Origin of the sequence: Rhodococcus sp. A14, from assembly GCF_011603105.1 — a bacterium.
In the GTDB taxonomy this organism is placed as follows: Bacteria; Actinomycetota; Actinomycetes; order Mycobacteriales; family Mycobacteriaceae; genus Rhodococcus_F; species Rhodococcus_F opacus.
Genome location: NZ_JAAOQS010000011.1, coordinates 30,551 through 54,536 on the forward strand (window position 1 = coordinate 30,551; position 23,986 = coordinate 54,536).

The window sequence follows — 23,986 nt, forward strand, 5'->3', positions numbered from 1 at the left end:
CTCGGATGAGACTCGACCCCCGCAGATCCCGGATCTGCGGGGGTCGAGCCGTCTAGTCTGACGAGGTGGAGACAGTACCGATCCAGATGCCCGACGGAACCACCACTCCGGTTCGCCTGTTTCCCGGCCCGGACGAGGCCCCTGTCATCGTGGTGTTTCCCGGCCTGGGAATTCCCGCCGGCTACTACGAACCCTTCGCCGAGGAACTCGTGTCCCGGGGGTTCAACGCGGCAATCGGCGAGCTCCGCGGCCAAGGCGACAGTCGTCCCCGCCCGAGCAGCGCCAGCACGTACGGCTACCACGAACTGGTGGCCCTCGACTTTCCCGCGATCTTCGAAGTGGTGCGGGAGCGATTTCCCGCCGCCACGCCCTTCCTGCTAGGACACAGCATGGGGGGTCAGCTCGGCGTGATGTACGCGGCCCGGATCCGCGGCCGGCTCGGCGGGATCGTGCTCGTCGCGTCCGGGTCGCCGTATCACCGGGGGTTCCCCGGCATCCATGCCCCGCGGATGCTGGTCGGCGCCGCGGCGATGTCGATGACGGCCAACCTTGCGGGGTTCTGGCCCGGCGACAAACTCGACATCGGAGGGTTCGGGCGGCAGTCGAAGGCGCTGATCACCGATTGGTCGCGATTCGCCCGCACCGGCAGGATCGAACCCGACGGCGCCGACATCGACTACGAGGAACGCATCGCCCGGCTGAAACTGCCGGTGCTGGCCGTGACCGTCGAAGGAGACGATCTGGCGCCGGAATCCTCGGCGAAGAACCTCCTCGCGAAGCTCCCGAACGCCGACGTCACGCTGTGGCACCAGCCGCAGCCGCTGGGCCACAACGGGTGGATCCGCGACCCCGCCGGCACCGTCGACCGGATCGTCGAGTGGATCCACGACCACACCTGACCCGTGAGTACTTATTAACCGCGGGCGGTTGATAAGTACTCACGGGCGGGTGAGCATCTCCCACAGGAACGTGAACGTGAGCGCCGATTTGAATGCGGCCTGCGCGTTGTCCGCGGCCCCGCCGTGCCCGCCCTCGATGTTCTCGTAGTACCAGACCTCGTGGCCCTGCTCCTCGAGCAGTGCCGTCATCTTGCGGGCGTGGCCGGGGTGGACGCGGTCGTCGCGGGTGGACGTGGTGACGAGGATCGGCGGGTAGTCCGCGGTCGCGTCGGTGTTCTGATACGGCGAGTACTCGCTGATGAACTTCCAGTCGTCCGGGTTGTCCGGATCGCCGTACTCGGCCATCCACGACGCCCCGGCGAGCAGCAGGTGGTACCGCTTCATGTCGAGGAGCGGAACCTGGCACACGATCGCCCCGAACAGTTCCGGGTAGCGGGTGAGCATGACGCCCATGAGGAGTCCGCCGTTGCTGCCGCCCTGGATCCCGAGCTGCTTCGACGTCGTGATGCCGCGGGCCACCAGGTCGCGAGCGACCGCGGCGAAGTCCTCGAACGCCTTGTGACGACCCTCCCGCACCGCCTGGGTGTGCCACGACGGGCCGTACTCGCCGCCGCCGCGGATGTTCGCCACCACGTACGCGCCGCCGCGTTCGAGCCACGCGAACCCCACCGAACCGCTGTACCCCGGGACCATCGAGTTCTCGAAGCCGCCGTATCCGTACAGCATGGTGGGGCAGGGGCCGGTGACGTCGTCGCGGCGCACCACGAAGTAGGGGATCTCGGTTCCGTCGTCGGACACCGCGAAGTGCTGCGCCACGGACATGCCGTCCGCGTCGAAGAACGACGGCGCCTGCTTGACGGGTTCGAGCGGTCCACCGACCGTGCCGTACAGCAGCGTCGCCGGCGTCGTGAATCCGCTGGAGTTGACGAAGAAGCTGTCGCTGGTGCGGGGATCGGTGCTGATGATCCCGCTCGCCGTGAGTTCCGGTACACCGTCGAGAGGCTTCTCCTCCCACCCGGTGTCGTTCGGCGTGAGCACCGACAGCTTGGTCTGCACATCCGACAGTCGCACGAGGAGAAGGTGGTTCCGGGTCCACGTTCCCTGCTCGAGGGACGTGTGCTCGTCCGGGGTGAACAGTGGCGTCAGCTCGCGTGACCCGGCGAGGAAGTCGGCGTAGTTCGCGGCGAGCAGCGACCCGGCCGGGTAGACGGTGCCGTCCACGTCCCAGTCGGTGCGCGGACGGATGGTCAACCAGTCGCGGTACACGGACGAGCCCGCGTCGTCGGGGGTGTCGATCCGGACCTTCGACCCGTCCGGGAGCAGCTGGTAGCGCTCGGAATTGTAGAAGTCCATGGACCGGCCGACGAAGTGCCGCTCGTATCCGGGGGTGTCGTCGTACGAGGCGCCGACGGATACGTCGGTGGTCTCACCCTCGAAGACGGTGACCGCCTCGGTGAGCGGGGTGCCGCGATGCCAGCGTTTCGCGATTCTCGGGTAGCCGGAGTCGGTCATCGAGCCTTCGCCGAAGTCGGTCCCGACGTACACGGTGTCCGTGTCGATCCAGCTGATGCTGGTCTTCGCCTCGGGGACGTCGAATGCGTGGTCACCGCCGACGAATTCGCGCTTCTCGATGTCGAATTCGCGCACCACGGACGCGTCGGCGCCACCACGCGAGAACGACAGCAGGGCGCGTGACTGCTCGGGTCGCAGCACGCTGGCCCCGGCCCACACCCAGTTCTCGCCCTCCTGTTCGGCGAGGGCGTCGACGTCGAGCAGGACGTCCCACTCGGGGTTCTCCGTGCGGTACTGCTCGAGCGTGGTGCGCCGCCAGATGCCGCGCTTGTGGTCGCCGTCGCGCCAGAAGTTGTACAGGTACTCGCCGCGCATGCCGGCGTAGGGGATCCGGTCGTCCGTGTCGAGCACGTCCAGGATCCGGCTCTCGAGCGCGGAGAACTCGGCGTTCTCGGTGTACTCGGCGAGCGTGCGGGCGTTGCGCTCGCGCACCCAGTCGAGTGACCGTTCCGCGGTGACATCTTCGAGCCAGAGGAAGGGATCCGTCATGGCGCCATTCTTGCAGGCGGTGTCGTGCCTGGTCGCGGCGGCAAAGGTGTGACGGATGAGGCTACTCGCGGGTAATACGACCGCGTGGAGACAGCGATTCCGGACGGGACTACCCTGAACAACCGTGACCTCACACTATGACGTCGTTGTCCTCGGAGCCGGTCCCGGTGGGTACGTCGCTGCTATCCGCGCGGCACAGCTGGGATTGAGCACCGCCATCATCGAGCAGAAGTACTGGGGCGGTGTGTGCCTGAACGTCGGCTGCATCCCCTCCAAGGCACTTCTCCGCAATGCCGAACTTGCGCATCTCTTCACAAAAGAGGCCAAGACGTTCGGCATCTCGGGAGAGGCGTCCTTCGATTTCGGCGCCGCCTACGACCGCAGCCGCAAGGTCGCGGACGGGCGTGTCAAGGGCGTTCACTTCTTGATGAAGAAGAACAAGATCACCGAGTACGACGGCAAGGGGTCGTTCACCGACGCCAACACCATCTCGGTCGAGCTGTCCAAGGGCGGGACGGAGACGGTGACGTTCGACAACGCCATCATCGCCACCGGTTCCACCACCAAGCTGCTGCCGGGCACCTCGCTCAGCGAGAACGTGGTCACCTACGAGGAGCAGATCCTCACCCGCGATCTCCCGGAGTCGATCCTCATCGTCGGTGCCGGCGCGATCGGCATGGAGTTCGGGTACGTCCTGAAGAACTACGGAGTGGACGTCACGATCGTCGAGTTCCTCGACCGTGCGCTGCCCAACGAGGACGCGGACGTCTCCAAGGAGATCGAGAAGCAGTACAAGAAGCTCGGCGTCACGATCAAGACCGGTGCCGCCGTCCAGAGCATCGACGACGACGGCAGCAAGGTCACCGTCTCGATCAAGAACAACAAGTCCGGCGACATCGAGACCGTCGTGGTCGACAAGGTGATGCAGTCGGTCGGATTCGCGCCCCGCGTCGAGGGCTTCGGCCTCGAGAAGACCGGCGTGCAGCTCGATCGTGGTGCGATCGGCATCACCGACACGATGCAGACGTCGGTGCCGCACATCTACGCCATCGGTGACGTGACGATGAAGCTGCAGCTGGCGCACGTCGCCGAGGCGCAGGGCGTCGTGGCCGCCGAGACGATCGCCGGCGCCGAGACGTTGCCGATCGAGGACTACCGGATGATGCCGCGGGCCACGTTCTGCCAGCCGCAGGTCGCGAGCTTCGGTCTGACCGAGCAGCAGGCCAAGGACGAGGGTTACGACGTGAAGGTCGCGACGTTCCCGTTCACCGCCAACGGCAAGGCACACGGTCTCGGTGACCCGACCGGTTTCGTCAAGCTGATCGCCGACAAGAAGTACGGCGAACTGCTCGGCGGGCACCTGATCGGCCCGGACGTGTCCGAGCTGCTGCCCGAGCTGACCCTCGCGCAGAAGTGGGACCTCACGGTCAACGAGCTGGCCCGCAACGTGCACACGCACCCGACGCTCAGCGAAGCCCTGCAGGAGGCCATCCACGGTCTCGCCGGGCACATGATCAACTTCTGACCCGAACACCGAGAGGGCCCGCACAGTCTCTGTGCGGGCCCTTCGCGTTTCTCCCCGAGTTGCTTCCGCGATCCGATGGCGAACTGCCCGCTGCGGTGGCATCGTGGGGAGGATGACCATGCCGGACAGCACGCCAGAAGGATCCGAGGGCGAGTACAGCCTGGACGAAGAGGACCAGTTGCAGCCGGAGGACACGTTGGTCGACCGAGGTGTGGACGACGTTCTCGATGAGGGCTATTCGCCTCCGGAGAGGCCGCTCGGCCTCGACGCGTACGGGACGACGGCCGCCGAGCAGCGCGAGGGTGAGACCCTCGATCAGCGGCTCGCGGAGGAGGAGCCCGACCCGGCTCTGGAAGACGACGACGCGGAGATCCTCGACGACAACGAGGTCGGGCGGCTGCGGTCGGGCCGGCTCGTCGCGGAGGACGAGGGTGTGGGCGAGGACGAGGAGAAGGACCTCGTGGCGTCCGACATCGGCATCGACGGGGGAGCGGCGTCCGCCGAGGAGGCCGCGGTCCACATCGTCGACGAGGACACCGAGCCCGACGAACTCAGCTGACGCCGCGAGCGGCGTCGTATTTCTCCTGCGCCGCCCGGACGTCGGGTACGCGCGCTTCGACGAGCTCGATCAGGCCGATGAGGCGTGAGCCGACCTCGGCGCCGAGCGGCGTGAGGCTGTATTCGACCTTCGGCGGAATGGCTTCGAGCACTTCGCGGACCACGAGGCCGTCTCGTTCGAGTGCGTGCAATGTCTGCGACAGCATGCGTTCGCTGACGCCGTCGACGCGTCGGCGGAGTGCGCTGAACCGGTAGCTGCCCTCGGTCAGCGCCGCGAGTGCGAGCACACCCCATCGGCCGGTGACGGTCTGCAGCGTCTCGCGCGACGCGCAGTCGCGTGCGAAGACGTCGGCCTCGAGGGTGCGGTCTTCACTTTCCTGCGCTGGCTGTGGGAGCTCGGACATGCGCCCAGCCTACCCCGCATGCGGGAAGTGCTTACGAGAACATTTGCACTTACGAAAAATTAGTGCATGATGGAAAGTGAGCTTGAATAGTCAACTCGCACCACTACGCGCTAGGAGTTCGTCATGACCATCGCCGTCACAGGAGCAACCGGACACCTCGGTCGACTCGTCGTCGAGGCACTGCTCGACAAGGGCACCCCCGCGGGCGACATCGTCGCCGTCGTCCGCACCCCGGCCAAGGCCGCGGACCTCGCCGACAAGGGCGTGGAGATCAGGCAGGCGGAGTACGGTGATCGCGCCGCACTCGAGTCCGCCTTCGACGGCGTCGACAAGCTGCTGCTCGTCTCCGGCAGCGAGGTCGGTCAGCGGGTTGCCCAGCACACCAACGTCATCGACGCCGCGAAGGCCGCCGGGGTCGGCTTCGTCGCCTACACCAGCGTCCTCGACGCGCAGAACAGCCCGATCGGATTGGCCGTCGAACACCGCGCCACGGAGGACCGGCTGACGCAGTCGGGAATCGACTTCGCGCTGCTCCGCAACGGCTGGTACTGGGAGAACTACCTCGGCAGCATTCCCGCCGCGGCCGAGACCGGTGCGCTGTTCGGCAGTGCCGGAACGGGTGTCGTCGCCGCTGCCGCCCGCAAGGACTACGCCGAGGCCGCCGCCGCGGTCCTGCTCGCCGACGGGCAGGCAGGCAAGGTGTACGAGCTCGGTGGCGACGAGCGCCTGACGTACAGCGAATTGGCGGAGGTCATCTCGTCCGTCCTCGGAAAGCCGGTGTCGTACAAGGACCTTCCGCAGGCCGAGTACGCCGCGGTGCTCGAGGGGGCCGGACTGCCCGCACCGATCGCGAGCATGCTCGCCGACTCCGATGCGGGAGTCGCCGTCGGCGCCCTCGACACCGAGAGCGGCGACCTGCAGAAGCTGATCGGTCGCAACTCGACTCGCGCCGCCGCCGTCCTTGCCGTGAGTACTTATTAACCGCGGGCGGTTGACAAGTACTCACGGGTGTAGGCAACCCAACTGCCGAATTCGGTGATGTCCGTGGCCCCGTCGACCGCGTCGTGGGTGCAGCTGAAGCCGACCACGGCGCGGCCGTCGGACAATTCGACGCTCGTCAGCGCCATCGGGGCGGGCAGTGCGGCGAGGAAGGTGCCCAGCCCGGCGGGTGACACCCGGAACAGTTCCCCGATGATCGCCGCTCCCGCGCCGGGGCCGCGACGGACGAGACCGGGCTTGGGCGGCGTCGTGTCGAGTGCGGTGAGCCGGTAGGCGTCGGTGGTGGTGACGGTGTCCACGAACCGTGCGCCGATGTCCTCGAGCTGGAAATGCAGGGGCTGTCCGCGCAGGTGGGCTCCGAACACGGCCAGTTCCACACCGTCCGCGACGAGGGTGGGCGCCGGTGCACCGACGAGACGGGCCGCGAGGTCCACGGCCACCTGGTCGGCGAACGCAGGCACCACGAACATGACACCGAACGGGTCGCCGGTGGCGGTCGGGGCGCCCGGGACCGCGACGGCCGCCATGTCGAGCAGGTTGCAGAAGTTCGTGTACGTGCCCATCCGCCGGTTGATGTCGATCGGATCGGCTTGTACGGCAGCGATGGTCGGGTGTTCGGTGGTGGTGGGCAGCAGGAGGCCGTCGAAACCGGCCAGCAGTTCCCGCGTCTGCGCCTTGACGCGGGTGAGCGTGTCGAGGTCGGCGGCGAACTCGTGGCCCGCCGGCTTCCTCGCCGACTCGACGATGGCGGTGACCACCGGATCGGCGCCCGCCGGCGCGGTGTCGAGGAATTTCCCGACAGCGGTGTACCGCTCGGCGACGACGGCGCCGTCGTACAGCAGGCGGGCGGCGTCGAGGAGTGGGGAGATGTCGATCGCCTCGACGGAGAAACCTCGGTCCGCCAACGACCCCACCGTGGCAACGAATGCCGCACGGTACTCCGGTGTCAGCAGATCGAGATTCTGTTCCGCGGGAATCGCGACCCTCGGCTGCGTGGGCGCCGCCAGGCGGACGTCGGACGGCCACGCGCGGCTTCGCGGGTCCGCGCTCGCCGGGCCCGACATGATGCGGGCGGCGGTCACGGCCGTGTCGAGTTCGGTGGCGAAGACGGTGACGCAGTCGTAGTCGACGCAGGCGGGAACGACGCCGTCGGCGGGGATGACGCCGAGCGTCGCCTTGATGCCGACGAGACCGTTGAACGCGGCCGGGACCCGCCCGGAACCTGCTGTGTCGGTGCCGATTCCGATGTCGGCGATGCCGAGGGCGACGGCGACGGCGGAACCGGAGCTGGATCCGCCCGACACCCGGTCGGGGTCCCACGAGCACCGGACGGCGCCGTACGGACTGCGTGTCCCGACCAGCCCGGTCGCGAACTGGTCGAGGTTCGTCTTCCCCAGCACCACAGCGCCCTGCTCGACGAGGCGGCGCACAGCGCTCGCGGTGACGTCGGGGAGGTAGGCGAACTCGGGGCACGCTGCCGACGTCGGCAGTCCCGCGACGTCGATGTTGTCTTTGACCGCCACGACCTTCCCGGCCAGGGGGAGGTTTTCGCCGGCGTCGAGACGGGCCTGCACGGCAAGGGCATCGGCGTGCACGTCCTCGGCGGGCCGGAGGGTGATCCACACTTCCGGACGGTCCACCTCGGCGATCCGCCGGAAGGCATCCTCGACACGGGCGGTGGGGGAGAGGGTGGTCTGTCCGCGGTTCACGGCATCGACAGTCATCAGTTTTCTGCTCCAATCACGACGAGGGGGGTGCCCGGTTCGACGATCGCGCCCGGTGACACGAGGACTTCGAGGACTGTTCCGGACGTGGTGAATGCAACCGGCATCTCGAGTTTCATCGCCTCGAGTACCACGGCGTTCTGTCCCGGTTCGATGCGCTGCCCAGCTTCGACTTCGACGCGCCACACGCTGCCGACCATGGGAGCCTCGACGACGACAGCCCCGGGCGGAACGTCGACCCGTGCCGACGGCTCGGGTGCGGGCGCCTGCTCGACGCGGTCGAATTCGCCCGACGCGCGCCACGCGGACTTCTCCGCCTCGAACGCCGCGGACTGCCGGGAGTCGAACTCGGCGATGGATTCGGCGTTGTCCCGCAGGAACTTCAGGTGGTCGGCGAACGCGAACGTGCCGTCGGAGATCTCGGCGTCGAACCGCCCCGCGACGGCCTGCTCGCGGTATTCGCGCAGCTGCTCCGGGGTGACGGGTTCCCACACGATGCGGTCGAAGAACCGGAACATCCACGGTGTGCCCTCGTCGAAGGGGCGGTGCTGCCGGTAGCCGGACCAGATCGGGACGGTGCGCCCGATCAACTGGTAACCGCCTGGCGACTCCATGCCGTAGACGCACAGGTACTTGCCGCCGATCCCGACCGCGTCGGACGGCGTCCACGTGCGCGCCGGGTTGTATTTGGTGGTGACCAGGCGGTGCCGCGGGTCGAGGGGCACGGCCAGTGGTGCGCCGAGGTAGACGTCGCCGAGCCCCAGCACCAGGTACTCGGCGTCGAACACGGCGTCGCGCACGTCGTCGACGCTGTCCAAACCGTTGATGCGCCGGATGAACTCGGTGTTCGACGGCAGCCACGGCGCCTCGTCGCGGACACCGTTGCGGTACCGGTCGATGGCCTCGGCGATGGACGGGTCGTCGAACGACAGCGGCAACCGGACCGTGCGACTCGGCACCACCAGATCGTGTGTCGCGGGCAGCAGTTCCTCGATGTCCTGGAGGATGTCCAGCAACCGGCCGGCGGGAAGTTCGTCGGCATCGAAATGCAGGTGCAGGGAGCGCACACCCGGAGTGATGTCGATGATGCCCGGGACCCGACGCCGGATCAGCGCTTCCGACAGCGCGTGGACGCGCATGCGGAGTCCGAGGTCGAGTTCCCGGTCCCCGTACTCGACGAGGACGTTGTCGTCGCCGCCGCGGAGGTACGCGACCTCGGGACGGTCCAGTACGGGCGGGATGCGGCGCAGGGCCCCGCCGTCGCTGTTCGCCGAGCGGGTTGCGGTGGGCGGAAGATCCAGTTTGCGAGACGAATCCGACGCCCGCAGCACGTGCGCACCGTCGTCGGAGACGGCGACGAACCGCACTTCGTCGCCGGGCCTGATCTGCCCGAGCTTCCACCGGTGCGCCTTCACCACGGTGAGGGGGCACGCGAAGCCGCCGAGGCTCGGTCCGTCGGGGCCGAGCAGGATCGGGGTGTCGCCGGATACGTTGAGCGCTCCGACGCTGTACGGGTTGTCGTGCAGGTTCGACGGGTGCAGCCCGGCGTCGCCGCCGTCGGTCCTCGACCAGACCGGCTTGGGGCCGTCGAGCCGGAGGCCGGTCCGGTTCGCGTGGGTCTGGACCTTCCAGGTCGTGTCGTAGAACTGCGCCATGTCGGAGTCGGTGAAGTAGGCGGGCGCCGGCTGCGGTCCCTCGGTGACGGCGAGATGCCACACGTGCGTGAATTCGGGACGCGAGTCCTCCGGGACGGGATGCGGTGCGCCGAGACCCGTGGTGTTCTCGAACAGCGAGTCGTCGAAGAGTCCCAGCACGTCACCGGTGGTGACGGCCTTGCCGGTGATGCCGCCGAACCCGCCGAGCGTGAACGTGGACGCGCTGCCGTGGTACAGCGGAGCGTCGATGCCGCCCCGGAATGCGAGGTACGTGCGCAGGCCGGTGTCCGCCGGAGTGCCGACGTCGAGGACGGACCCGGCCGGCGCTTCCACCGGTTCCCACAAGGGGATCGGTTCGCCGTCGAGCGTGACCGGGGTGTCGGCGCCGCCGACGCAGATCACGGTGGCATCCGAGATCACGAGGCGCGGCCCCTGCAGGGTGCATTCGAGTCCCGGCGCGCCGACCGGATTGCCGACCGCGGTGTTGACCAACTGGAACGACAGGTCGTCCATCGGTCCCGACGGCGGAATTCCGACCTCCCACAGTCCGGTTCGGCCGGGGTGGTCCTGCACGGTGGTCATCGTCCCGGCGCGGAGTACGTCGACGCGTCGGCCGGTCGGCCGCAGATCGGCCAGCGACTGCGTGGTGTGCTCGCCGGCCAGCACCGTGTCGGCGACGCAGATCCGCCGCAGCTGGGGCAGGTTCGTCTGGACTCCGTAGATGTGCGTGTCGGCGAGTGCCTCCGCGAGGGCGGCGAACGCCGCCGTACGCCGGTGCCCGCGGGTGATCACCTTCGCCAGCATCGGGTCGTAATAGGCACTCACTTCGGTTCCCGTCTCGACCCACGTCTCGACCCGCGTGTGAGCCGGGAACTCGACCCCTGTGAGTCGTCCGGCGCTGGGACGGTAGTCGTGGCCGGGGTCCTCGGCGTAGATGCGGGCCTCGACGGCGGTTCCCCTGATCTCGGGTCCGGAGTCGGGCAGCCCGTCGAGCATGGAACCGTCCCCGCGGGCGAGCCTCAGCATCCACTCGACGAGGTCCACTCCGGTGACTTCCTCGGTCACCGGGTGTTCGACCTGCAGTCGCGTGTTCATCTCGAGGAACGACGCTTCACCGCGGTCCACGTCGTAGACGAACTCGACGGTTCCCGCGGACCGGTAGTTCACCGACGACGCGAGACTGCGGGACGAGCTGAGCAGTTGTTCCACCACGTCGTCGGAGAGTCCGGGTGCCGGGGCCTCCTCGACCACTTTCTGGTTGCGGCGCTGTAGTGAGCAGTCGCGGGTGCCGAGGCTCAGCGTGCGGCCGAGTCCGTCGCCGAACACCTGCACCTCGATGTGCCGGGCACGGGCGACGAAGCGCTCCAGGAACACCCCGGACGAGGAGAAGTTGGCCTGAGCGAGGCGCTGGACGCGGTCGTAGGCCTCGCGGAGTTCGGCGGCGTCGAAGCACGCCTGCATCCCGATGCCCCCGCCGCCACCGACCGCTTTGATCATCACCGGATAGCCGATGTCGGAGGCCGCGGACAGGGCGTCGTCGACGGAGTCGAGGAGCCCGCTGCCCGCGACGAGCGGGACGCCGACGGCGCGGGCGGCCTCGCGTGCCGTGTGCTTGTTCCCGAACGTGCGCAGCTGTTCGGGGGTGGGACCGACGAACGCGATCCCGGCGGATTCCGCCGCTGCGGCGAACGCGTCGTTCTCCGACAGGAAGCCGTATCCGGGATGAATCGCGCCCGCGCCCGTCGCCAGGGCGGCCTCCACGACGGCGTCGGCCCGCAGATACGACTCGTGGGCGGGAGCCGGACCCAGCCGGACGGCGACGTCGGCCATCTCGACGTGCGCGGCAGCCGAATCGGCGTCCGAGTGGACCGCAACCGTCTTCAGTCCGAGGAGGTGTGCCGATCGCATGATGCGGCAGGCGATTTCGCCCCGGTTCGCGACGAGCAGGGTGTCGAAGGAGTACTCGATCGGCGGCGTATTCATCCCTGTGGACATGGTTGTATACGCTAAGGACGGGGTGTTTCACCGAGATTGCTCGAGGTAACGCGTGGGTTAGTAAGACCTCTCACGGCCTGCGCGAATCGGGATCACGGTGAGGACGGCTGCACCGGGGGTACGAACTCGAACGTCGTTCCGAGCAGCCACACCAGGAGCAGGACCACCGGCAGGTGGAACATGAACTGCAGGAACGTGAATCCCACCAGATCGCGCGCCTTGAGCCCCAGCACTGCGAGCAAGGGCAGCATGAAGAACGGGTTGATCAGGTTCGGCAGGGCCTCGGCGACGTTGTACACCTGGACCGTCCAGCCCAGGTTCATCCCGACATCGGTGGCCGACTGCATGACGTAAGGCGCCTCGACGAGCCATTTTCCGCCTCCGGACGGCACGAAGAGGCCCAGCACGACCGTGTAGAGGGCGATGACGACGGTGAAGCCGCCGCCGCTGCCGATGTTCGTGAAGAACTCGGCCAGGTGCTCCGAGATGGTGAGGCCGTTTCTGCCCTCGGCCTTCGTGAGGATTGCGGCCATCGCGGCATACAGCGGGAACTGGACCAGGATGCCGGCCGTCGCCGGGACGGCCAGCGCGACGGCTTGCAGGAACTTGCGCGGCGTCCCGTGCAGCACCAGCCCCAGCATGAGGAAGACCAGCAGATAGGCGTTCAGGCTACTGACGACGGTGAGCACGGGTTTGGTCACCAGCTGGGAGATCAGCCACCCCAGCGTCATCAGACCGGCCAGCGCCGGCAGGATCCGGCTGTATTCGAGCCACTCTCCCGGTCGCGTTCGGGGCGCCACCTCCTTCGGCCGGTCGTCGAGGTCGACGTCCAGATCCTGGGCGGTGGTGACGGCCGCGCCCCTCGGCGCGGAGAAGTGGGCGATCACCACGGTCAGGGCGATGATGATCACGCACATCAGCAGCGACTGCCAGGTGAAGATCGTGGTCCCGAAGTCGAGGACGCCGGTGATCTCCAGCAGCGCCGGCGGTAGGGATGCGGCGGTGGCCTGCAGTTGCGCGGCGGACGAGGACATGCCGAGCGCCCACACGGCGCCCAGACCCATGAAGGCCGCAGCGCCGAGCGCACGGTAATCCACTCGCAGGTCGGATCGGCGGGCGATCGCCCGGGCGAGCAGCCCTCCGAACACCAGACTGAGCCCCCAGTTCAGGAAGGAGACCGACATGGACAGGAATGCGACGAAACTGACTGCGGTGCGCGCCGACTGAGGCACCAGGGCCAGGCGATCGATCAGCCGGGCGACCGGCGGGGACGTGGCGACGACGTATCCGGTCAGCACCACCATGGCCATCTGCAGGGTGAACGCCGTCAGATCCCAGAAACCGTCACCGAACGCGTCCACGACCGTCTGCGGAGACGAACCGTTGGCCAGTGCGGCCACCGAGACGACGAAGACGCCGACGAGCGCGAAGACGTAGGCGTCCGGAAACCATTTCTCCGTCCAGCCGGCCAGCGACTGCGCGACCCGCGCCAGTCCCTTCTCGGAGCGGACCTCGTCGGTAGCGGATGTCATGCGGCCGTTCCTCTTCTCTACGCGATGCGGAACCTACGAATAGTCGCGTTCGATCCTCAGAGTCCCGATGGTGGTGGCCAGGGCGTCGTACTGGGTCACCAGAAAGCAGAATTCGATCATCCGGCGGTCGTCGAAGTGGGTGCTCAGCGCCGACCACGTGGCATCGTCCAGGTTGTCGGTGGCGACGAGTTGGTCGACGGCAGTGAGGATGGCGCGGCGGCGCGCGTCCCAGCCCTCCGCGGCGGGACCTTCCAGCACCTGGTCGAGGAGCGCCGGGGTGACGCCCGCCCGGCGTCCGAGGCGCACGTGGTGGTCCATCTCGTAGCTGCACTTCCGCAGGTGTGCCACCCGAAGGATGATCAGTTCGGTCTCGTACCGGGAGATCTGCCCGCCCGGCATCAGCTTGCCGGAGTACTGCAGCCACGCACGGAAGAGCCCCCTCGTGCGGCCCACCGTGCTGAACAGATGTGCGTCCGGCACACCGGCGACACGGGAGATGATTCGCCACAGCACCCAGTTGACGGGGCCGAGTTCCTTCAGACGTCCGGGTGGAATGCGTGCGGTCACGCCGCCCCCTCTCCTTCTACTCGTCCCCTCGCGGGAACGGCTGCGTGCGCGCGTAGTTCGATCGAACGGGTCATCTCCGTGGCCCGAAGTGCGAGCATACGCACAGAATCCGACCCGGGTACCCGGGACGGCGCGTATATCCGATTCTTCCGCCCCGCGATTCCCCGTTCGAGTGCATCGACCGCCACCGTGATCGAGGAGGTCCGGGTCAGTGCACTGCCGCGGGGTGGGGGAACCGCGAGGCCGTCGAAGTCGATCAGGGTCCGGTCCGTGTCGATCTCGCCGAGCCGGGCGATACCGACCCGGGTCCCCAGCGGTTTCATCTCTTCCCGCAGGGCCCCGCCGAGCTCCTCGGCACCGCCTCTCGTGGCGCCGTGCACGCCGCGCAGGGGGCTGAACGTCGTCGACGACGCCACGACGAGTGCGTACCCGTTGCGGTGGCCGATGTACGGTCCCGCGGCGCGCAGCGTGTGATACGTCCCCATCACGTTCACCTCGATGGCATACCGCATCACCTCCGGATCGCCCTCGACGATGTGCGCCGGGGGCGTCACGCCCGCGTTGGCGACGACGACGTCGAGGCCGCCGAGCCGGTCGGCGAGGTAGTCGAACGAGTCCTCGACGGCTCGCCGGTCGCGGATGTCGCATCGACGCCACGGCGCCCGGCCGCACGTGGTGGCTGTCTGTTCGAGGAGTTCGGGTTCGAGGCCGAGCAGCCCGACACGGGCGCCCCGCTCGTGAAGTCGTCTGGCGAGTCCGGCGCCGATACCCCGGGCTGCCCCGGTGATCAGGACGCGGCGTCCGACCAGATTCTCTTCGAGAGTGCGTGACATGAAGCGAGTTCCCAACCTGTGTTACCGAGCGGTAGCAAGACGCTAGCACCCGCTCGGTTCGTTGGTGGGAAAAATGTCCAACCGAATTGGACAACTGTCTCAATCCCGGATCGCCCAGGCCATCCGTGCGAGGGAAAGTGCCTGTTCAGCACGCTCGATGACCACTTCGCGCGACTCGCTGATATGCGCAAGCAGCGTGTCGTACGCCGTATCCAGCTTGCCGTCGAGAGCGAACTCGGCCACCGAGATGTGCTCGTCGATGGTCGCGCTCATGCGGTCGGGGGTGAGGTAGTCGAACATCCGGACCGGCCGCACCTTCGCATTCACGCTGACGAGCGCATCGGACAGCGCCCGGTTGCCGGCCGACCGCAGCAGAACGGTGTGGAACTGCTCGTCGAGCGCCACGAACCCGGCGTCCGGCTCGGGGTTCTCCTTCCGCAACGCGTACCACCGGTCGAGCTCGGGTCCCAGAACGTCCGGGTCGTGCGACAGCGACTCGTCGGCGCGGACCCGGGCGATTCCCTGGAGTTCGAGCGTGATGCGCAGTTCGTACAGGCCGGCGAGCTCGTCGATGCGGGGGCGGTACGGAAACAACCCGCCCACGTCGCGCTGGACGAGTCCGTCGGCGAGGAGTCGGGCCAGGGCCTCCCGCACCGGCGTCCGGGACACCCCGTAGGTGTCGGCGAGACGCTCCTCGCCGAGACGCTGTCCCGGTGGGATCCGGCCGCTCATCAGGTCGGTGCGCAGCGACAGATACACGTGATCGCTGAGGGAGCCGGCCGGTTCTCGGCGCGCCATCAGATGGCCATCGCCGCGCGGACGTCGGAGACCGCGGTACGGACGTCGGAATCGGGTGCGGCGCCACCCGCGCCGGAGGACGTGACCCGCCCCGACTCGAGGACGTAGTAGCTCTCGGCGGATTCGAGCGCGAACCCGATGTGCTGTTCCACCAACAGGACTCCGAGCCCGCCGCGGCGGGTGAGTTCCACGATGGTGCGCTCGATCTCGGCCACGACGGACGGCTGAATGCCCTCCGTCGGTTCGTCGAGGATCAGCATCTTCGGTTCCGTGATCAGGGCCCGCGCGATGGCGAGTTGCTGACGCTGCCCGCCGGAGAGGAGACCGGCACGCCGGTCGAGCAGGCCGCGCAAAGCCGGGAACAGATCCAGCACCTCGCCGACGAGTTCCCTTCCGCGCTTGCGGCCGTCGGCCACCACCTGCAGATTCTCCGCGGTGGTCAGCTGACCGAACGACTGCTGGCCCTGCGGCACGTAGGCGAGGCCGCGCGCCACGCGGGCGCTCGGCCGCAGCGCCGTGACATCCTCGCCGTCGAACAACACCCGCCCGGTGTCGACCTTGATCAGTCCGACCGCGGCCCGGAGAAGCGTGGTCTTGCCCGCGCCGTTGTGTCCCATCACCGCGGCCACACCGTCCGACGGGACCGTCAGCGCGACTCCGTGGATCACTTCGGTTCGGCCGTACCCGGCCCGGATGTCGTCAAGCTCGAGCATCGCTGTCCTCCTTAGAAACCTCGGGCTGCAACTCGGGGGCGGCGCCGGCCGCGGCGGTCCCGAGGTACACCTCCTGCACACGCGGGTCGGCCTGCACCTGCTCCACGGTTCCCTCGCTCAGCACCTTCCCGGCGTGCAGCACGGTCACCGACGTCGCGAACGCGCGCATGAAGTCCATGTCGTGCTCGACCACCACGACGGTCCGCTCACCGCCGATGCGGCGCAGCAGGTTTCCCGTCTCGTCGCGTTCCTCGTGGCTCATGCCGGCCACCGGCTCGTCGAGGAGCAGGACGGAGCAGTTCTGCACCAGCAGCATCCCGATCTCGAGCCACTGCTTCTGCCCGTGCGCGAGGATTCCCGCCGGGGTGTCGCGGAGCTTGCCGAGACCCGTGACGTCGAGCGCCTCCTCGATGGCGGGGAGCACCGTCTTGCGTCGGCGCAACAGTGTGAGTGCCGAACGGCCGGCGCCCGCCGCGATGTCGAGGTTCTGGAGAACCGTCAACTCCTCGAACACGCTGGCGGTCTGGAACGTGCGGCCCACGCCGAGCCGGGCGATGCGGTGCACCTTCTTGCCGATCAACTCGACACCGGATTTCGTGACCGATCCCGTCGCGGGGACGAGCCCGGTGATGGCGTCGACGAGAGTGGTCTTGCCGGCGCCGTTGGGGCCGATGAGGAACCGCAGGTCGCCCTGCATGAGGGTGAGGTCGACGCCGTCGACCGCCTTGAAGCCGTCGAAGCTGACCCGAAGGTCCCGGACCTCGAGGTACTCGCTGGACATTCCGGCGTTGCCGCCGAGCACGGGTTCCTTGGCCGTGGCAGGAATCGTCATCGCGCCATCTCCATTCGTTCCGTCGGCTCGGTCTCGTCTTCCGGTCCGGGCGGGGCAGGTTCGTCGGAGGATGCCTTCTTCTTCCGCTTCAGCAGCGCGAACAGTCCCGCGACGCCAGCCGGGAAGAAGCCGACGACCACGATGAACAGCAGACCCTGCGCGTACGTCCAGCCGGAGGGGAACGACTCCGAGAACGCGCTCTGCGCCCACGCCACCCCGATGGCGCCGAGGACCGGGCCGAGGAGTGTGGAACGTCCGCCGATGGCCACCCCGATCAGGAACGCGATCGACGGGACGATCCCGACGTCGGCGGGGGAGATGATGCCGACGATCGGCACGAACAGCGCGCCGGCGAGGCCCGCGAAGAACGCGGCCGTCACGTAGGCGACGAGTTTGATGTTCGCCGGGTCGTACCCGAGGAAGCGGACGCGCTCCTCCTGATCCCGGACGGCGACGAGCAGTTCGCCGTAACGGCTGTTCATCAGCTGCCGGGTGATCGCGACCACGGCCAGCAGCACACCTGCGGCGATGAAGAACAGCATCTGCTTGTTGGCCGGATCGTTCAGGTTGAAACCGAAGAACGTGCGGAACCGGTTGAGGCCGTTGCTTCCTCCGGTGCTCTGCTGGCCCACCAGCAGGATGGCGAACGCGGCGGCGAGCGCCTGGCTGAGGATCGCGAAGTAGGCGCCCTTGACGCGGCGCTTGAACACGCCGAGCCCGAGGACGAACGCGACCAGCGCCGGGATCAGCAGGATTCCCAGGATCGTCACGATCGGCGACGTGAACGGCACCCAGTAGCCCGGCAGTTCGCGGATGCCCGCGATCTGCATGAAGTCGGGCACGGTGTCGCCGCGGAGTTCTGCGTCGGCGATCTTCAGGTGCATCGCCATCATATAGGCGCCCAATCCGAAGAACACACCCTGGCCGAGGGTGAGCATGCCGCCGCGGCCCCACGCCAGGCCGATACCGACCGCGACGATCGCGAAGCACAGGAACTTGCCGAGCAGGCTCAGCCGGAAGTCGCTGAGAACCGCGGGGGCGACGACGTACAGAAGCAGTGCGGCCAGCGCGAATCCCGCCCACGCGCGGTAGCGGCCACTCGTCAGGATGCTCATACGAGACTCCTCGTCTTGACGGCGAACAGGCCCTGCGGCCGAACCTGGAGGAACACCACGATGACCACGAACACGATGACCTTGGCGATCGACGCCGTGGTCGAGTACTCGACGAACGAATTGAGGATGCCGAGCGCGAACGCGGCGATCACCGCTCCCTTCATCTGGCCAAGGCCGCCGACCACGACCACCAGGAAGGCGTCGATGAGGTAGCTCTGCCCGATGGTCGGGCTCGTCGAGCCGATCAGGGTGAGCGCCACACCCGCGACACCCGCCAGACCGGAACCGATGAAGAACGTCGTCACATCGGTTCGGCGACTGGAGATCCCGCTCGTCTCCGCGAGGTCGCGGTTTTGCACCACGGCGCGGATGCGGCGTCCCATCGGGGACTTCTGCATCGCCAGCGACAGCGCGACCACTGCCACGACCGCCAGCACCAGGATGAACAGGCGCGTCTTCGGCACCACCGCGCCGAGGATCTCCACACCGCCGGAGAGCCACTCCGGTGCGGCGACGTTGACGGCGGGTGCACCGAAGACGTCCCGCGCCAGCTGCTGCAGGATCAGTCCCACCCCGAACGTCACCAGCAGCGTGTCCAGCGGCCGGTGGTACATCCGCTTGACGAGGGTGACCTCGAGGAGGACGCCCATCGCGCCACCGACCACGAAGCCGACGAGCAGAGAGATGAACAGAGAACCGGTGGCGCTCGACACCACCTGCTGCACCACGTAAGCCGTGTACGAGCCGGCCATGATGAATTCGCCGTGGGCCATGTTGATGACGCCCATCTGGCCGAACGTCAACGACAGCCCCAACGCCGCCAGCAACAGGATCGATCCGATACTCAACCCGGTGAACAGCTGTCCGATCACTACATCCATCGATGTGTGTCCTCTCTTACCTCGTGCTCGTCGGACCGTGTCCTAGCTACCCAGCGACTCGGCCCACGGGTAGGACTTCAGGTACGGGTCCGGCTGAATCGGGGTGCCCGAATCCCAGACCGTGTAGATCAGGCCGTCGTTCCGGATCTCACCGATGCGCGCGGTCTTGGTGATGTGGTGGTTGGACCCGTCGATGGTGACCAGTCCCTCCGGTGCGGCGAACGTGACGCCGTCCGCGTTGTCCTGGATGTCCTTGGTGGCGAAGGAGTTCGCCTTCTCGACGGTGTTCTTCCACAGGTACACGGACGTGTAGGCGGCCTCCATCGGGTCGGACGTCGGCTTGTTCGCGCCGTACCGGGCCTTGTACGCGTCGACGAACTTCTTGTTCTCCGGCGTGTCGATGGTCTGGTAGTAGTTCCAGGCGGTCAGCTGTCCCTCGATGTTCTGGACGCCGATACCGCCGACCTCCTCCTCGGCGATCGACACCGACACGACGGGCATGTCGGCGGGCTTCAGGCCGACGTTCGCGTACTCGCGGAAGAACGCGACGTTGGAATCGCCGTTCAGGGTGTTGAAGACGGCGTCCGCATCGGCGGAGCGGACCTTGTTGACGATGGTCGAGAAGTCGGTGGAGCCGAGCGGGGTGTAGTCCTCGCCCTTGATCTCGATACCGTTGGCCTCCGCGTACGCCTTGATGATGCGGTTGGCGGTCTGCGGGAACACGTAGTCGCTGCCCACCAGGTACAGCGACTTGACGCCCTTCTCCTTCAGGTAGTCGAGGGCGGGCACGATCTGCTGGTTGGTGGTGGCCCCGGTGTAGAAGATGTTCTTCGAATCCTCGAGCCCCTCGTACTGCACGGGGTAGTAGAGCAGCGAGTTGTTGTCCTCGAACACCGGCAGCATCGCCTTGCGGCTCGACGACGTCCAACCGCCGAACACGGCTGCGACGCAGTCACTGCTGATCAGCTTCTCCGCCTTCTCGGCGAACACGGTGGGCTCCGAGGCCCCGTCCTCCGCGACGATCTGGATCTTCTTGCCGAGCACGCCGCCCGAGTTGTTGATCTCGTCGACCGCGAGCGCGATCGAATCCCGGACGGTCACCTCGCTGATCGCCATCGTGCCGGACAGCGAGTTCAGTGACCCGACCTTGATCGTGTCCCCGGAGGTGTCCACACAGGACGCCGCGGTGGACTCGCCGGCCGTGTCGGACGCCTTGCTGCCACAACCGGTCAGCACGAGCCCGATGGCGGCGAGCGCGGTCGGTGCAGCGAGGGCGCGCTTGGAGAAGGTGCGCATGTACGGGCCTTTCCGTCGGAGGACTTGGGGACCTCCGCAACCCGGGACATGTATCCGCCCCACGTATACAGAGGTGTATTCGTGGGGCGAACATTAAGCGGCCGTTGTTGCGTCTGAATGTCTGTCGGTGACGTGTTCGTGACGCGAATTACGGTTACGTGAACAAGCGCTCACAGAGCCCCCGGCGTGGCCGGATGCTGCTGCCGCTGCGGCCAATGTCACACCGGTTCAGTCGGATTGAACCGATGTGACAAAGGACGAGTCAGCGGATCAGGTACGGGGAGACCGAACTCTGGTGCTCGCTGATGTCGAGTTGCTTGCCGAGCGGCGGGAACGCGCGCTGCGGGCAGTTGACGCGCTCGCACACCCGGCAGCCGGCGCCGATGGGGGTGCCCGGGTTGGAATCGTCGAGGTCGAGACCATCGCCGTAGACGAGGCGGTGGGCGTGCCGGATCTCGCAGCCGAGCCCGATCGCGAAGATCTTGGCGGGCTGGCCGTAGCGCTGAGCGCGACGTTCGACGGTGCGGGCGATCCACAGGTACCGGCGGCCGTCCGGCATCTGCGCGATCTGGTTCATGATCTTGCCGGGGTACGCGAACGTCTCGTACACGTTCCACAGCGGGCACGTGCCACCGCTGGTGGAGAAGTGGAACCCGGTGGCGGACTGCCGCTTCGACATGTTCCCGGCCCGGTCGACGCGGACGAACATGAACGGGACACCGCGCAGCTTCGGGCGCTGCAGCGTCGAGAGACGGTGACAGATCGTCTCGTAGCTCACCGAGTAGAACGCGGAGAGCCGCTCGATGTCGTACCGGAAGTCCTCGGCCACGTCGTGGAACTGGCCGTAGGGAAGCACCGTGGCCGCAGCGAAGTAGTTGGCCAGCCCGAGCCGGGCGAGCGCAACGGACTCGTCGCTCGTGAAGCCGCCCTCCGCCACCAGCTTGTCGAGCAGGTCGCCGTATTCGAGGAACGCGAGCTCGGTCGCGAACTTGAACACCTGCTGGCCGCCCGACAAATGCGGCGAGATCTCCAGCAGCCGGGATTCGGGGTCGTAGCGGTGCAGGACGTTCTCGCCGAGGTCGATGCGCCTGACGATCTGCACGTCGTGCACGGTCTGCAACCTGCGGGCGATCTCACCGCCGACGTCGCCGCGGTGGAATCGCATGCGCGCGGTCAGTTCCTCCGCCGCCGTGTCCAGTTCGTGCAGATAGTTCTGCCGCTGATAGAAGTAGTCGCGGACCTCTTCGTGCGGCATCGTGATCGAGCCGCTGCCGCTGCCGTCGCTGTAGCGGTCCTCCGTGGCGAGAGCCAGCTGCGCGGTGGTGTTGCGGAAGCGGCGGTGCATGTTGACCATCGCCTTCGCCAGACCCGGATGCGACGCCACCATCTCCGCGATCTCCTGGGCGTCCGCGTCGATGCCCATCTCCTGGTCCAGCGCCACCTCGCGCATCTCCGCGATCAGGCGCGTGTCGTCCTGGGACGAGAAGAACGTGGTGTCGACGCCGAACACCTCGCTGATCCGCAGCAGCACCGGCACCGTCAGCGGCCGGACGTCGTGCTCGATCTGATTGAGGTAGCTGGCGGAGATCTCCAGCGTCTTCGCCAGCGCCGCCTGGCTCAGTCCACGCTCGGTGCGGAGCTGACGCAACCGGGTGCCGACGAAGGTCTTGGACATACGGCAATGGTACCGGTGCAGGTCAGATGTGCGAACGGAACCTTCGCAAGATTTACTCGCGCGGGTCGGGACGCGATGACGCGGGGCGAACGTACCTCTGGGCGCACTGGAGGCGCTGAAAGGTACATTCGCCCGTGCTCAGGCCTTGTTCTCCGAGCGCGGCGCGCCGACGCCCGGGTCGATCTGGAACGGACCCGACGCGGACGGTGCGACGGGGAAGTCGAACATCGCCGTCGGCAGGTACACCGTCGAGCAGGAGTTCGGGATGTCCACCACCCCCGACAGCCGGCCCTCGATCGGTGCGGCGCCGAGCAGGAGGTAGGCCTGCTCGGGGCTGTACCCGAACTTGGTGAGGTAGTCGATCGCGTGGAGACAGGCCCGCTGATACGACAGGTGCGAGTCGAGGTACTTCTGTTCCCCGTCGAGGGTGACGGACGTTCCGGAGAACGCGAGCCACTCCGAGTACTGCGGGTCCGTGTTGCCGGGCATGAAGATCGCGTTCTCGGACACGCCGTACGTGTCCATGCCGCCCTTGATGATGTCGACGCGCAGGTCGATGAAGCCGCCCATCTCGATGGCGCCGCAGAACGTGATCTCGCCGTCGCCCTGGGAGAAGTGCAGATCGCCGACGGACAGGTTCGCGCCGTCGACGAACACCGGGTAGAAGACGCGGCTGCCCTTGGTGAGGTTCTTGATGTCCTGGTTGCCGCCGTTCTCGCGTGGGGGCGCGGTGCGGGCGGCCTCGCCGGCGACGCGGTCGAAGTCGGCGCCCGACAGGGACCCGAGGACGGCGTCCTGCGGTTCGGGCGGCAGGGCGAGTGGGGGAACCCGGCCCGGGTCGGTGGCGATGAGCGCGCCCTCCCTCGCGTTCCACTTCGACAGGAGGGCGGCCGACGGCGCGGTGCCCATCAGTCCGGGGTGGACGATGCCGGTGAACGAGACGTGCGGGACGTGCCGCGACGTGGCGGTCTGACCGGAAAAATCCCAGACGGCCTTGTAGGCGTCGGGGAACTGCTCGGTGAGGAATCCGCCGCCGTTGTGGCGGGAGAAGATCCCGGTGTACCCCCATCCCTGGCCTGCCAGCGGGCCGGAATCCTCCTGGGGGATCGGTCCGACGTCCAGGATGTCGACGATCAGCAGGTCGCCGGGCTTCGCGCCCTCCACGGCGAACGGTCCGGACAGTGTGTGAACCGTGGTGAGGGGCGCGTTCAGGATGTCGTCGGCGGAGTCGTCGTTGTGGATGGCGCCGTCGAACCATTCGCGGCAGTGCACGCGGAAGGAGTCGCCCGGTTTCACCGTGACTGCGGCCGGGATGTCCGGGTGCCAGCGGTTGTGGCCGACGATCGCCTGATCGGTGAACTTCTTCGAGGAATCGAGCGGAAACAGCAGTTCGGGCATGTGCGCTCCTTCGGTGACCGGTCAGGGAGGAGGAAGTCGGCGGTGCAGCGGGTTGTTCGTGACGGGTGAACGCCCGGCCGTGGTCCCGGGCGGCGGACCGGTGACGACGTCCGGTTCGTGAGCCGACCTCTTCGTGCTGTCGAGGAGGTTCATCGCGGACGACGACCCGTGTCCGAGCCGCGGCGAGGACACGCGCCGGACGGCGTCGCGGTCGCATCGGGGGCAGCGGGTGGTGCCGGGTGCGTCGGCCATGGGGAACGACCGCTCGAACGAGCCGCAGTCGGCGGCGCATCGGAATTCGTACAGCGGCATCTGGTGCCCTTCGCCGGAGGAGACCATTCGAGGTCACGGTAACCGACCTGATTGGTGATTGCAGTCACAACGGCCGCGTCGAGGGGTATGCGGCGGCGGGAAGGCGAGGGGCGCAGGGGCGGAACTATCTGTGTACGACGAGTTGCGTGCATTTGGTTCACAACCTGCGGCTTTTTGCTACTGGCGAGTATTTTTCCTCTCCGATCGGGCAGGT

Annotated in this window: 20 protein-coding genes; 4 read left to right on the forward strand and 16 right to left on the reverse strand. The window is 67.5% G+C overall.

Translation table 11 applies throughout. The annotated features are described in order from the left end of the window. The first annotated feature begins 65 nt into the window (after window positions 1–65). The gene (locus G9373_RS08780; RefSeq protein WP_237720650.1) at window positions 66–899 is read left to right on the forward strand and encodes an alpha/beta fold hydrolase; all 834 of its coding nucleotides are present in this window, start codon (window positions 66–68) and stop codon (window positions 897–899) included. 39 nt (window positions 900–938) lie between these two features. On the opposite strand, the gene G9373_RS08785 is transcribed toward G9373_RS08780, so the two are convergent. After that, window positions 939–3,017 (reverse strand): prolyl oligopeptidase family serine peptidase, encoded by a 2,079-nt coding sequence (locus tag G9373_RS08785; protein WP_258085234.1) that lies wholly within the window; start codon window positions 3,015–3,017, stop codon window positions 939–941. 67 nt (window positions 3,018–3,084) lie between these two features. On the opposite strand from G9373_RS08785, the gene lpdA reads away from it, so the two are divergent. Further along, window positions 3,085–4,485, forward strand: coding sequence for a dihydrolipoyl dehydrogenase (gene lpdA / locus G9373_RS08790; protein ID WP_007301341.1), 1,401 nt, complete (start codon window positions 3,085–3,087; stop codon window positions 4,483–4,485). Window positions 4,486–4,597: 112 nt separating this feature from the next. Further along, entirely contained in the window at window positions 4,598–5,044 is a 447-nt protein-coding gene (locus G9373_RS08795) for a DUF5709 domain-containing protein (protein ID WP_037205424.1), read from the forward strand. Here G9373_RS08795 and G9373_RS08800 read toward each other — a convergent pair. Further along, window positions 5,037–5,447 (reverse strand): helix-turn-helix domain-containing protein, encoded by a 411-nt coding sequence (locus G9373_RS08800; protein ID WP_005261092.1) that lies wholly within the window; start codon window positions 5,445–5,447, stop codon window positions 5,037–5,039. The two genes, G9373_RS08795 and G9373_RS08800, sit on opposite strands and share 8 nt — an antisense overlap. A 123-nt stretch (window positions 5,448–5,570) precedes the next feature. On the opposite strand from G9373_RS08800, the gene G9373_RS08805 reads away from it, so the two are divergent. Further along, window positions 5,571–6,428: an SDR family oxidoreductase gene (locus G9373_RS08805; protein WP_167114704.1), complete on the forward strand. Its 858-nt coding sequence runs from the start codon at window positions 5,571–5,573 to the stop codon at window positions 6,426–6,428. On the opposite strand, the gene atzF is transcribed toward G9373_RS08805, so the two are convergent. From atzF to G9373_RS08875, 14 genes are all read right to left on the reverse strand, one after another. Further along, the gene (gene atzF, locus G9373_RS08810; RefSeq protein ID WP_005563345.1) at window positions 6,425–8,170 is read right to left on the reverse strand and encodes an allophanate hydrolase; all 1,746 of its coding nucleotides are present in this window, start codon (window positions 8,168–8,170) and stop codon (window positions 6,425–6,427) included. The genes G9373_RS08805 and atzF overlap by 4 nt on opposite strands. Beyond that, the gene (gene uca, locus G9373_RS08815; RefSeq protein ID WP_133985028.1) at window positions 8,170–11,820 is read right to left on the reverse strand and encodes an urea carboxylase; all 3,651 of its coding nucleotides are present in this window, start codon (window positions 11,818–11,820) and stop codon (window positions 8,170–8,172) included. The genes atzF and uca overlap by 1 nt, the downstream gene beginning before the upstream one ends. 92 nt (window positions 11,821–11,912) lie before the next feature. After that, a complete protein-coding gene (locus tag G9373_RS08820) occupies window positions 11,913–13,352 on the reverse strand; it encodes a TIGR00366 family protein (protein WP_005251827.1) in 1,440 nt (479 codons plus the stop codon). A gap of 33 nt (window positions 13,353–13,385) precedes the next feature. Next, window positions 13,386–13,919, reverse strand: a complete 534-nt coding sequence (locus G9373_RS08825) for a carboxymuconolactone decarboxylase family protein (protein WP_005563343.1) — start codon at window positions 13,917–13,919, stop codon at window positions 13,386–13,388. After that, on the reverse strand, window positions 13,916–14,752 hold the full coding sequence (locus tag G9373_RS08830) for an SDR family NAD(P)-dependent oxidoreductase (RefSeq protein WP_005563342.1): 837 nt from the start codon (window positions 14,750–14,752) through the stop codon (window positions 13,916–13,918). Before G9373_RS08830 ends, G9373_RS08825 begins: the two co-directional genes overlap by 4 nt. A gap of 99 nt (window positions 14,753–14,851) precedes the next feature. Then, window positions 14,852–15,550 carry a GntR family transcriptional regulator gene (locus G9373_RS08835; RefSeq protein ID WP_005261085.1) on the reverse strand — a complete coding sequence of 233 codons (699 nt, stop codon included), beginning with the start codon at window positions 15,548–15,550 and terminating at the stop codon, window positions 14,852–14,854. After that, on the reverse strand, window positions 15,550–16,263 hold the full coding sequence (gene urtE / locus G9373_RS08840; protein ID WP_054245707.1) for an urea ABC transporter ATP-binding subunit UrtE: 714 nt from the start codon (window positions 16,261–16,263) through the stop codon (window positions 15,550–15,552). The genes G9373_RS08835 and urtE overlap by 1 nt, the downstream gene beginning before the upstream one ends. Continuing rightward, on the reverse strand, window positions 16,250–17,095 hold the full coding sequence (gene urtD, locus G9373_RS08845; RefSeq protein ID WP_005261083.1) for an urea ABC transporter ATP-binding protein UrtD: 846 nt from the start codon (window positions 17,093–17,095) through the stop codon (window positions 16,250–16,252). The genes urtE and urtD overlap by 14 nt, the downstream gene beginning before the upstream one ends. After that, entirely contained in the window at window positions 17,092–18,210 is a 1,119-nt protein-coding gene (urtC, locus tag G9373_RS08850) for an urea ABC transporter permease subunit UrtC (protein ID WP_065492074.1), read from the reverse strand. Before urtC ends, urtD begins: the two co-directional genes overlap by 4 nt. Next, a complete protein-coding gene (gene urtB / locus G9373_RS08855) occupies window positions 18,207–19,091 on the reverse strand; it encodes an urea ABC transporter permease subunit UrtB (protein WP_005251836.1) in 885 nt (294 codons plus the stop codon). The genes urtC and urtB overlap by 4 nt, the downstream gene beginning before the upstream one ends. A gap of 42 nt (window positions 19,092–19,133) precedes the next feature. Further along, window positions 19,134–20,387 (reverse strand): urea ABC transporter substrate-binding protein, encoded by a 1,254-nt coding sequence (gene urtA, locus G9373_RS08860; protein ID WP_005563339.1) that lies wholly within the window; start codon window positions 20,385–20,387, stop codon window positions 19,134–19,136. 262 nt (window positions 20,388–20,649) lie between these two features. Next, the gene (ramB, locus tag G9373_RS08865; RefSeq protein WP_005251841.1) at window positions 20,650–22,062 is read right to left on the reverse strand and encodes an acetate metabolism transcriptional regulator RamB; all 1,413 of its coding nucleotides are present in this window, start codon (window positions 22,060–22,062) and stop codon (window positions 20,650–20,652) included. A 138-nt stretch (window positions 22,063–22,200) separates the two neighbouring features. After that, a complete protein-coding gene (fmdA, locus tag G9373_RS08870) occupies window positions 22,201–23,460 on the reverse strand; it encodes a formamidase (protein ID WP_005563337.1) in 1,260 nt (419 codons plus the stop codon). Window positions 23,461–23,481: 21 nt separating this feature from the next. Then, window positions 23,482–23,799 (reverse strand): zinc ribbon domain-containing protein, encoded by a 318-nt coding sequence (locus G9373_RS08875; protein WP_133985026.1) that lies wholly within the window; start codon window positions 23,797–23,799, stop codon window positions 23,482–23,484. Between the last annotated feature and the right edge of the window lie 187 nt (window positions 23,800–23,986).

What these genes read in the sequence shown, in the direction of transcription:
- G9373_RS08795 (WP_037205424.1), top strand. Translation starts at nt 4,598, where the DNA reads ATGACCATGCCGGACAGCACGCCAGAAGGATCCGAGGGCGAGTACAGC.
- G9373_RS08800 (WP_005261092.1), bottom strand. Translation starts at nt 5,447, where the DNA reads ATGTCCGAGCTCCCACAGCCAGCGCAGGAAAGTGAAGACCGCACCCTC.
- G9373_RS08805 (WP_167114704.1), top strand. Translation starts at nt 5,571, where the DNA reads ATGACCATCGCCGTCACAGGAGCAACCGGACACCTCGGTCGACTCGTC.
- atzF (WP_005563345.1), bottom strand. Translation starts at nt 8,170, where the DNA reads ATGACTGTCGATGCCGTGAACCGCGGACAGACCACCCTCTCCCCCACC.
- uca (WP_133985028.1), bottom strand. Translation starts at nt 11,820, where the DNA reads ATGTCCACAGGGATGAATACGCCGCCGATCGAGTACTCCTTCGACACC.
- G9373_RS08820 (WP_005251827.1), bottom strand. Translation starts at nt 13,352, where the DNA reads ATGACATCCGCTACCGACGAGGTCCGCTCCGAGAAGGGACTGGCGCGG.
- G9373_RS08830 (WP_005563342.1), bottom strand. Translation starts at nt 14,752, where the DNA reads ATGTCACGCACTCTCGAAGAGAATCTGGTCGGACGCCGCGTCCTGATC.
- G9373_RS08835 (WP_005261085.1), bottom strand. Translation starts at nt 15,550, where the DNA reads ATGGCGCGCCGAGAACCGGCCGGCTCCCTCAGCGATCACGTGTATCTG.
- urtE (WP_054245707.1), bottom strand. Translation starts at nt 16,263, where the DNA reads ATGCTCGAGCTTGACGACATCCGGGCCGGGTACGGCCGAACCGAAGTG.
- urtD (WP_005261083.1), bottom strand. Translation starts at nt 17,095, where the DNA reads ATGACGATTCCTGCCACGGCCAAGGAACCCGTGCTCGGCGGCAACGCC.
- urtC (WP_065492074.1), bottom strand. Translation starts at nt 18,210, where the DNA reads ATGAGCATCCTGACGAGTGGCCGCTACCGCGCGTGGGCGGGATTCGCG.
- urtB (WP_005251836.1), bottom strand. Translation starts at nt 19,091, where the DNA reads ATGGATGTAGTGATCGGACAGCTGTTCACCGGGTTGAGTATCGGATCG.
- urtA (WP_005563339.1), bottom strand. Translation starts at nt 20,387, where the DNA reads ATGCGCACCTTCTCCAAGCGCGCCCTCGCTGCACCGACCGCGCTCGCC.
- ramB (WP_005251841.1), bottom strand. Translation starts at nt 22,062, where the DNA reads ATGTCCAAGACCTTCGTCGGCACCCGGTTGCGTCAGCTCCGCACCGAG.
- fmdA (WP_005563337.1), bottom strand. Translation starts at nt 23,460, where the DNA reads ATGCCCGAACTGCTGTTTCCGCTCGATTCCTCGAAGAAGTTCACCGAT.
- G9373_RS08875 (WP_133985026.1), bottom strand. Translation starts at nt 23,799, where the DNA reads ATGGTCTCCTCCGGCGAAGGGCACCAGATGCCGCTGTACGAATTCCGA.